The following is an 8,466-nucleotide window of genomic DNA, read 5'->3' as shown; positions in this document are numbered from 1 at the left end:
CCGCTCTCAGCGCGCCGCCGGCCTCCGGCCGCTTGCACTCTCACGCGGGCTCGGAGTACAACACTCGTGCTTGGGGCGCTCGCCCACTGGCCGGTTTTCACCCGTCCACGACTGGCCGGTTTTCAGGTGTCCACCGAGGGCTTGTCCCCGCCGCCGCTGGGGATAAGGAACGGCGCGATCCCGCCTCTCCTCCCGCGCTGACCTGGGGCGCTCGTCGCTCACCACGCCGCCGCGTACGCCTCACGGCGCGGGTCCGCGCCCGCGTGCAGCAGCCCCGTCTCCGGGTCCCGATACACGGCGCAGACGGCGCCCGACTGCCACGCGAATCCCGGCCAGACCTCGACGTCGTAGCCCAGCCCACGGAGCGTGTCGATCGTCCCGGCCGCGACGCGGTCCTCGACGCACAGGCGCGCCGGCAGGTACGCGTGCGGCGCGAAGGAGTTCGGGAAGTTGAAGGTGCCGACGCGGGGCATCTCGACGGCCTGCTGCACCGGCATCCCGAACTCCACGACGTTCAGGAGGACCTGCAGCATCGCCTGACACTGGATATCGCCCCCGGGCGTGCCGAACGAGACGCAGAGCTCGCCGTCGCGGAGCGCGAGCCCCGGTGTCGGGGTGAGCCGCGGGCGCTTGCCCGCCTTCACCTCGGCCGCGTGACCGGGCGTGAGGCGCCCCTGGCTGCCGCGCGACGACACCGCGAGCCCCGTTCCGGGGATGATCGGCGTGTCGTACGCGGTGTCGCTCGGCGTCACCGAGAACGCGTTGCCCCAGCGGTCGACGATCGAGGCGTGGATCGTGTCGAGCGACGTCGGGACGGGCCCCGCCGAACCCGCGATCGCCACGTCGACGCGGGCGGCGCCGGCCACTCCCTGGTGAGCCCACGGCTCCCCGGGCGACGGCATCGCCGCGAACGCACGCGCCGGATCGAGGCGCGCTCGCTGGACCGCGGCGTAGCCGTCCGACACGAGCCCGGCCGCCGGCACCTTCACGAACGCCGGGTCGCCGCAGAACGCCTCGCGGTCCGCGAACGCCAGATCGAGCGCCTGGACCACCGCATGCACGTACGCGGGCGCGTTGTGGCTGAGCGTCGCGACGGGGGTGCCTTCGAGGATCTTCAGCGCCTCGAGGAGCGTGATGCCCTGGCACCAGGTGTCACAGGCGAGCACCGTGAGCCCGCGATACGTGCACGCGAGGGGTTCCTCCAGGGTCGCCTCGTAGCTCGCGAGGTCGTCGAGCGTGAGGAAGCCGCCGTTCGCGGCGTGGTAGCTCGCGATCGTGCGGGCGACGGGGCCGCGGTAGAAATGGTCGTGCGCGGCCCCGAGCTTGGCGGCCCGGCCGCCGTGCCCGCGCCGCTCGGCCTCGATCATGCCGGCGATCGTGCGGGCGAGGTCCGCCTGGACGAAGCGGTCCCCGAGACGCGGCGTGCAGCCACCGGGCCGGAAGATCCGCCTGTTCTCGGGCCAGCGCGCGAAGCGCGCCGCTTGCGTGTCGATCGTGTGGCGCAGCATCGGGTACATGGCGAAGCCGTCGCGCGCCAGTTCCATCGCCGGCGTGGCCGCCTCCTCGAACGAGATCGTGCCGTAGCGGCGGAGTGCCGCGATGTTCACCGCCGGCGCCACGGGGACGACGGTGCGCAGCAGCCCCTCCGGCACGTGGCCGCCGCCTTCCACGCGCAGCCGCTCGACGTCCGTCTTCGCGGGCCAGTGGCCGACGCCGGAGAAGCTGACCGCGCGGCGCTCGTTCGCGAGGTAGATCAGCGTGGGCGCGACGCCGGCGAAGCAGACGATGTCCGGCTGCACGACGGCGAGCGCCATCGCGGCCGTGACGCCCGCGTCGATCGCGTTGCCGCCCCGCTCCAGCACGCGGACGGCGGCCGCGGTCGCCAGGTAGTGGCCGGTCGCCACCGCGTAGTGACGGCCGATGACGGTTGGACGGAAGCTCTCTCGCACCTGCTCTCCCATCGCGGTCTCCTTCTGTCCTCCGAGGGCCCGCCGGACGCCCGCCGCCCGGCTGGCGAACCGCCGACCATCGGGACGTCGCCGTCACTCCAGCAGCCACGCGTCGCGCGGGGTCCACGTCACGCCGACGGTCGCGCCGATCTCCCACACGCGAGGCGCCCCGGCCAGGGGCAGCTTCGCGATCAGCGTCGTGCCTGCATGCGGCCGGACCTCGTACTGCATCGCCTCACCGAGATACACGCGCTTCACGACCCTCGCCGCGAAGAGAACGCCTGCCGCCCCGTCGGCGCAGAGACGGACGCGCTCCGGGCGGATGCCGAGCCACCGCCGCGACCCGGGCGGCGCCCCGGCGCTCTTCCCCGGGAAGTGGCACGGCGCGCGAACACCGCCGGCGAGGGTCGCGACGAAGCCGTCGCCGGCCTCCGCCGCATCGCTCGCCGCGAACAGGTTGACGCCGCCCAGGAAGTCGGCGACGAAGCGGCTCGCGGGCTCCTCGTACAGCTCGGCCGGCGTGCCGAGCTGCACGAGACGGCCCTCGTTCATCACCGCGATCGTGTCGGACAGCGACAGCGCCTCGGCCTGGTCGTGCGTGACGTAGATCGCCGTCACGCCGAGCGACTCCTGGAGGCTCTTGATCTCGACCTGCATGTGCTCGCGCAGCTTCTTGTCGAGCGCGCCGAGCGGCTCGTCCATCAGGAGCACCGGCGGCTCGAAGACGAGCGCCCGCGCGAGCGCGACCCGCTGCTTCTGCCCGCCGGACAGCGTCCCGACGCCGCGGTCTCCGAAGTCGCCGAGCTTCACGAGCTCGAGCATCCGGGTCACACGGCGGACGATCTCGGCGCGCGGCACCTTCCGGATCCCGAGCGGGAAGGCGACGTTCTCGAAGACGGTCTTGTGCGGGAAGACCGCGTAGGACTGGAAGACGACGCCGAGGTCGCGCTTGTTGGGCGGCAGCGACGTCACCTCCCGCCCGGCGACCTCGATGCGCCCACGGTCGGGGGTAACGAAGCCCGCGATCATCATGAGCGTGGTCGTCTTGCCGGACCCGCTCGGCCCCAGCAGCGTGAGCAGCTTCCCCTTGGGCACCTCGAACGACACGTCGGCGGCGGCCACGGTGCCCGGGTATCGCTTCGTCAGGTTGCAGACGACGACCTGCATCGGCGTCAGTCCTCGGCGCCGCCGAGCCGGGACGCGGCCGCGGTCGAGCGCCCCCGCCCCGGCGCGAACGCGCGCACGCGGACCGTCGTCCTCATCGCAGGGCGATCAGACGCGAGACTCCGACGAGCCGCTCCACGACGAGCACGAGCACGACGACCACCACGACCTGGATCGCCGACGCCGCGGCGACGGTCGGATCGAACACCCACTCGATGTAGCTGTAGATGCGCATCGGGAGCGTGACGCTGAACGGGTCGGACAGGAACAGGGCCACGGGCAGGTTCTCGAACGAGACGATGAACGAGAACAGCACGGCGGCGGCGACGCTGTTCGCGAGCATCGGCAGCGTGACCTTCCGGATGGCGGCGAGCCGGTCCGCGCCGAGGCTCACCGCCGCGTGCTCCAGCTCGATGTCGAAGTTCTCGAGGCTCGCCGCGATCGTGCGGACGACGTACGGGAGGGTGATGACGGTATGGCCGAGGAACAGGGCGGGGAGCGACGGCACGCCGAGCAGCGCGAAGTACTGGAGGAACGAGATCCCGGTCACGAGTGCCGGCACCATCAGCGGCGACATCAGCGCATTCATGACTGCGGTGCGGCCCGGCATCGCGCCGCGGACGAGGCCGAAGGCGGCGAGCGTGCCCAGGACGAGCGACGCACCGGACGACACGAGGGCCAGCGCCACGCTCAGCCCGAGCGAGCTCATGAGCTCCCGCTCGCCGAGGAACTTCCCGAACCAGCGCAGCGAGTAGGTGGCGGGCGGGAAGGCGACGGACTCCGTGCCCGAGAACGCGATGGCCGCGACGATCAGGATCGGCGCGAGAATGTAGAGGTAGATGAGAAGGTTCAGCGCCGCGAGCCAGCGGCCTCCTGCCACGATCAGACGGCTCCCTGGTGTCCGAACCGCCGGATGAGCGCGCGGTTGCCGACGACGAGCACGGCCAGCGTGGCCGCCAGCATGAAGGTCGCGACCGCCGAGCCGAACGGCCAGTTCCCGACGCTGCCGATCTGCTGGTAGGCCAGCGTCGACATCAGGAGGTAGCTGGGGCCGCCGATGATGCGCGGGATGACGAAGATGTTGGCGGCCAGGCTGAACACGATCGACGCGCCGCCGACGACGCCGACGAGCGAGAGCGGCAGCGTCACCTCGAGAAACGTCTGGAGCCGGCTCGCTCCCATGCTGAGCGCCGCGCGCTCGAGTGCGGGATCCAGGTTCGAGAGCACGCCGACCAGCGGAAGCACGAAGAACGGCAGCATGACCTCGACCATGGTGATGACGAGCCCCGTGAAGTTGAACAGCAGCTTCGTCGGGGCGGCGATCATACCGAGTCGCACGAGCAGTCCATTGGCGAGGCCGCCGTCGTCGAGGATCAGCATCCACCCGTACCCTCGGATCACGCCGCCCACCAGGAGCGGCGCGACGACGGCGAGCACCATCAGCGGGCGGAGGCGCGAGCGCGTCCGCGCGATCTGCCAGGCGATGGGGTAGCCCAGGACGACCGAGAGGAGCGTCGTGGTGAGCGCGACGGCGAACGTCCGGCCGATGATGCGCAGGTAGAACGGGTCCGTGACGAGCGCCGTGTAGTGGCCGAGCGTCAGCGCGGAGACCACCCGGCAGCCGGCATACCCGAGCAGGCTGTACGACAGGAGCAGTGCCAGCGGCGCGAAGAAGACCAGGAGGACCAGGGTGAGCGCGGGCGCGACGGCGAGGAGCGCCCCGCGCCTCACCCCGCGATTTCCTTGTTCCAGCGCCGCGTCCACTCGTCGAGGCGCGGAAGCACCTCGGCGTAGTCCAGCGTGAACTGCTTCGCGCCGGCCGGCCGGGCGATCAGCTTCGCGATCTCCGGCGTCGGCGTCGCCTGCGGGTGCGTCGGGTTCGCCTGGATCTCCCCGGACACGAACGTGCCCTGGAGCTTCGGGTCCGCGGTGACGTCGAGGAACGCCTCCGCCCACTCCTTGTGGCCGGCACCCCTCACGATGCCGTTGCCGTAGGTCACCGCGACGTCGCCGGTCTGCGGCACCACGTACTCGATGGGCTGCCCCTGGCGCTTGAGGCGCAAGGCGCGCGCCTGCTGCCAGATGGCGGCGTGGACCTCACCGGTCTGCAGGAGCTTCATACCCTCCTGCGATGTCGAGATGAAGCGCGGCGCGAGCGTCTCCTTCATCTTGCGGATGAACTTGAAGCCGGGGTCCATGTTCGCGTAGCTGCCGCCCTGCGCGAGCGCGATGGCGACCACCGCGTGGAGGCCGAAGTGCTGGAAGTCGTCGACGAAGATCTTGCCCTTGTAGCGAGGGTCGAGAAGGTCTTCCCAGTTCTTGGGCGGGCGGTCGCCCACCGCCTTCGCGTTGTAGATGATCCCGATCGACAGGTACACGTAGTGCAGCCACTGGGACGCCTTGAAGAGCGCGGGGATCGGCGCAGCGTTCGGCACCTTCGCGTAGTCGATGGTCTCGAGGAGCCCATCGCGCGCGGCGAGGTAGAGGAACCTGTCCTGAAGGTGGACGATGTGGAACTTCGGGCTGTCCTTGTGGGCCTTGAGCTTCTGGTAGCGTTCAGGGTTCTGGCCCACGTCGTGGACGAGCGCGATGCCGGTGGCCCTGGTGAACTGGTCCTCGAACCCGTCCTTCACCCACTTGCCGTAGTCGCCCCCGTAGGTGGAGTAGACCAGGCTCTTCGGCTTCGCCTGCGCGACGGCCGCGCGCGGCAGCCCGGAGAGCCCGGCGGCCCCGGCGGCCGCGGCAGCGCCCGCGATGAAGTGACGGCGGCTCACGACGGTGCCCTTCATGCTGACCCTCCTCGCGAGAACGTAGGAACTGCACACGCACGTTCCGGCCCCGCGTCCCCCGCCCCGAGGGGCCCCGAGGGCGTCCCTGCCCCCGGATCACACCGATGACAACCCGCCCTCGGTGCAGAAGCCGCCTGGCCGCGCGGCGGCGGCGAGGCCGCGCTCGGCGAGACAGTCGGCCGAGCCGACGCCAGTCCCACCGCCGCCGTCCAGGACGACGTCCGGCCGGGAGGCCATCGCGCGCGTCAGGCGATCACGCTCGCCTGCGGATAGGCGATCCGGAACGCGTGCCCCTCGGCGAAGCGCTCGAGGCGGTACGGCGAGAGGTCGAGCGTGGAGGCGCGGCCGGCGGCCATCAGCTCGGCCATCAGCAGCCCGGCCGCGGGCGACAGCTTGAACCCGTGCCCGGAAAAGCCGACGCAGTAATAGAGCCCGTCGAGGCCCGCCGCCTGCCCCATGATGGGATTCCAGTCCGGTGTGACCTCGTACATCCCGGACCAGCCGCCGGCGATCTCGGCGTCGACGGCCGCCGGCATGACTCGCGCCAGGCGCCCCACCACGTCCTCCACGTACGCGGGGTACGGGCGGTCCTCGTAGCGATCGGGGTCGCCCGGGGGCTCAGGGGGCTCCCGCGTGCTGCCGAGGAGGATGAAACCGCCCGTCTCGGGGCGGAAGTAGACGCCGTTGCCGAGGTCGGCGACGACGGGATGGTCATTGCCGTAAGGCACGCGCGGGTGGAGCGTCACGATGGACTCGCGATAGGCGGCGACGGGCAAGTCGATGCCGGCGAGCCGGCCCACGCGCTGGGCCCACGGCCCGGCCGCGATCACGACCGCGCCGGCCGTGACGTCGCCGCCCGTGCTGCGCACGGCCCTGACGCGGCCGCCGGCGGTGTCGATGGCGGTGACCTCGGCGCCCTGGTGGAGCACGCCGCCAAGCTCCACGAAGCGCCGGGCGTAGCTCTGCGCCACGTCGTGGGGGTTTCCGTACCCGGACCGGGGTTCGTAGACGATCGGCGCGCCCTCGGGCGGATCGACAAGGGGATCGATGCGCCGCGCCTCCTCGCGACTCACGAAGCCGGTCTCGATGCCGAGCTCCCGGTTCATCGCCACGGTCTGGGCCATGCCGTCGCGGCCCTCCGCGGTGCCGATCACGAGCATGCCCGTGCGCACGAAGCCGCACTCGGCCCCCACGTCTTCGCGGAACGTCTCCATCATGCGGCGCGCCAGGAGCGCCATCGTGGCCGTGGGGCGTGTGGTGTAGTGCGTGCGGACGATGGCGGACGACTTGGCGGAGGTGCCCGAGCAGACCGTCGCTTTCTCGAGGAGGACGGTGCGGCCGACGCCGCGCCGCGCGAGATGGTAGGCGATGCTCGCCCCCATCACGCCCCCGCCGATCACGACCGCGTCGCCCCGGTCCATGGCGGATGCATCGTAGTCCGGCCCGGCGGTCCCGACAAGTGGGATCTTCCAGTCGCATTCCCCCACCGTGGCGGAGCGCGCGATCCCCTCGCCGGCATTGACACGCGGGCCCGGACAGGCCGCCCTGTGCTAGGCTCGAGCGACAGCCAGGATCGGTGACGATGTCAATCTGCGTTGGCCCCCGGATCACCTAGGGCCGGCGCGCGCCTCGTGGACATGGAGTTCGTCCAGTTCGAGCCGACCATCGTGGTGCACCCCGCCGGCTGCCGGGGCATGGAGATGCCCACGGCCATGCTCGGGGACGGGGCCCCCGGAGGCGTATGTGCTACCATCGCTCCAGCCTCGCGAGAGGCCGCAACGGTCTACTGCAAGAAGTACCAGAACTCGCTGGCCGGAGGGAGATGACCAGCCATGGGCCCATCGGCGCAGGTCGTCGTCGTGGGTGGAGGGCCGTCGGGGATCGCTTCGGCGCTGGCCGCAGCCCGCATGGGGGCGCGCGTCACCCTGCTCGAGCGGCACAGCTTTCTCGGCGGCAACATGACGTTGGGCCTCTGCATGCACACCTTCGAGAACCGGCAGGGCAAGCGCGTGATCGAGGGGATCCCGGCGGAGTTCATCCGCCGGATGCAGCAGGTCGGGGCCAGCCCTGGCCCCGTGGCCATCCGGAACGCCCACATGTACTCCACCACCCCGGTCGACGTCGAGATGGTGAAGCTGGTGGCCTTCACCATGCTTGCCGAGGCCGGCGTCGACATCCGGTTCCAGTCCCCGGTGAGCGCGGTCCAGCTGCGCGGGAGCACGATCGAGTCCCTTCAGGTTCCGGCCGCCGACGGGCTCGGGGAGATCGAGGGCGACATCTTCATCGACGCGACCGGGAACGGCGATCTCGCCGCCGGCGCGGGAATTCCCTTCGAGGTCGGTCGGCCGGGTGATGGCAAGATCCAGCCGGCCAGCGTCGTCTTCACCCTCGAGGGCGTCGACCTCGGCCCGGCCATTCGACGGGCCGGCAAGGGAATGGCCGAGAGCGTCACGCCCTACTCGGACGGCAAGGTGATCCCGGTCTGGTTCGCGCTGACGACGACGCCGTGGAACACGGTCATCGAGGAGAAGGGGTACTTCCTGGGCCGGGACCGGGAGTTCTGG

Annotated in this window: 8 protein-coding genes; 2 read left to right on the top strand and 6 right to left on the bottom strand. The window is 71.2% G+C overall.

Annotation, left to right across the window (positions count from 1 at the left end; all coding sequences use genetic code 11):
• Nucleotides 1–218: 218 nt before the first annotated feature.
• The 6 genes from HYV93_14140 to HYV93_14115 all read right to left on the bottom strand — a co-directional run bounded on the left by HYV93_14140 (nucleotide 219) and on the right by HYV93_14115 (nucleotide 7,323).
• On the bottom strand, nucleotides 219–1,961 hold the full coding sequence (locus HYV93_14140; protein MBI2527109.1) for a gamma-glutamyltransferase: 1,743 nt from the start codon (nucleotides 1,959–1,961) through the stop codon (nucleotides 219–221).
• An 81-nt stretch (nucleotides 1,962–2,042) separates the two neighbouring features.
• Nucleotides 2,043–3,116 carry an ABC transporter ATP-binding protein gene (locus HYV93_14135; protein MBI2527108.1) on the bottom strand — a complete coding sequence of 358 codons (1,074 nt, stop codon included), beginning with the start codon at nucleotides 3,114–3,116 and terminating at the stop codon, nucleotides 2,043–2,045.
• 91 nt (nucleotides 3,117–3,207) lie between these two features.
• Nucleotides 3,208–3,993, bottom strand: a complete 786-nt coding sequence (locus tag HYV93_14130) for an ABC transporter permease (GenBank protein MBI2527107.1) — start codon at nucleotides 3,991–3,993, stop codon at nucleotides 3,208–3,210.
• Between the two features lie 2 nt (nucleotides 3,994–3,995).
• Nucleotides 3,996–4,844: an ABC transporter permease gene (locus HYV93_14125; GenBank protein MBI2527106.1), complete on the bottom strand. Its 849-nt coding sequence runs from the start codon at nucleotides 4,842–4,844 to the stop codon at nucleotides 3,996–3,998.
• Nucleotides 4,841–5,902, bottom strand: coding sequence for an extracellular solute-binding protein (locus tag HYV93_14120; protein ID MBI2527105.1), 1,062 nt, complete (start codon nucleotides 5,900–5,902; stop codon nucleotides 4,841–4,843). The genes HYV93_14125 and HYV93_14120 overlap by 4 nt, the downstream gene beginning before the upstream one ends.
• Before the next feature lie 245 nt (nucleotides 5,903–6,147).
• Entirely contained in the window at nucleotides 6,148–7,323 is a 1,176-nt protein-coding gene (locus HYV93_14115) for an FAD-binding oxidoreductase (protein MBI2527104.1), read from the bottom strand.
• Between the two features lie 210 nt (nucleotides 7,324–7,533).
• Between HYV93_14115 and HYV93_14110 the strand changes: the two genes are divergently transcribed.
• Together HYV93_14110 and HYV93_14105 are read left to right on the top strand one after the other, a co-directional pair.
• The gene (locus HYV93_14110; protein MBI2527103.1) at nucleotides 7,534–7,728 is read left to right on the top strand and encodes a hypothetical protein; all 195 of its coding nucleotides are present in this window, start codon (nucleotides 7,534–7,536) and stop codon (nucleotides 7,726–7,728) included.
• A 6-nt stretch (nucleotides 7,729–7,734) separates the two neighbouring features.
• Nucleotides 7,735–8,466: FAD-dependent oxidoreductase (locus HYV93_14105; protein ID MBI2527102.1), on the top strand; the 732-nt coding region annotated here is incomplete at its 3' end.

The sequence above is a fragment of the Candidatus Rokuibacteriota bacterium genome, assembly GCA_016188005.1.
GTDB lineage: Bacteria > Methylomirabilota > Methylomirabilia > Rokubacteriales > CSP1-6 > UBA12499.
The sequence above is the reverse complement of the archived record's forward strand: the minus strand, read 5'-3'. Positions and strand labels throughout refer to the sequence as shown.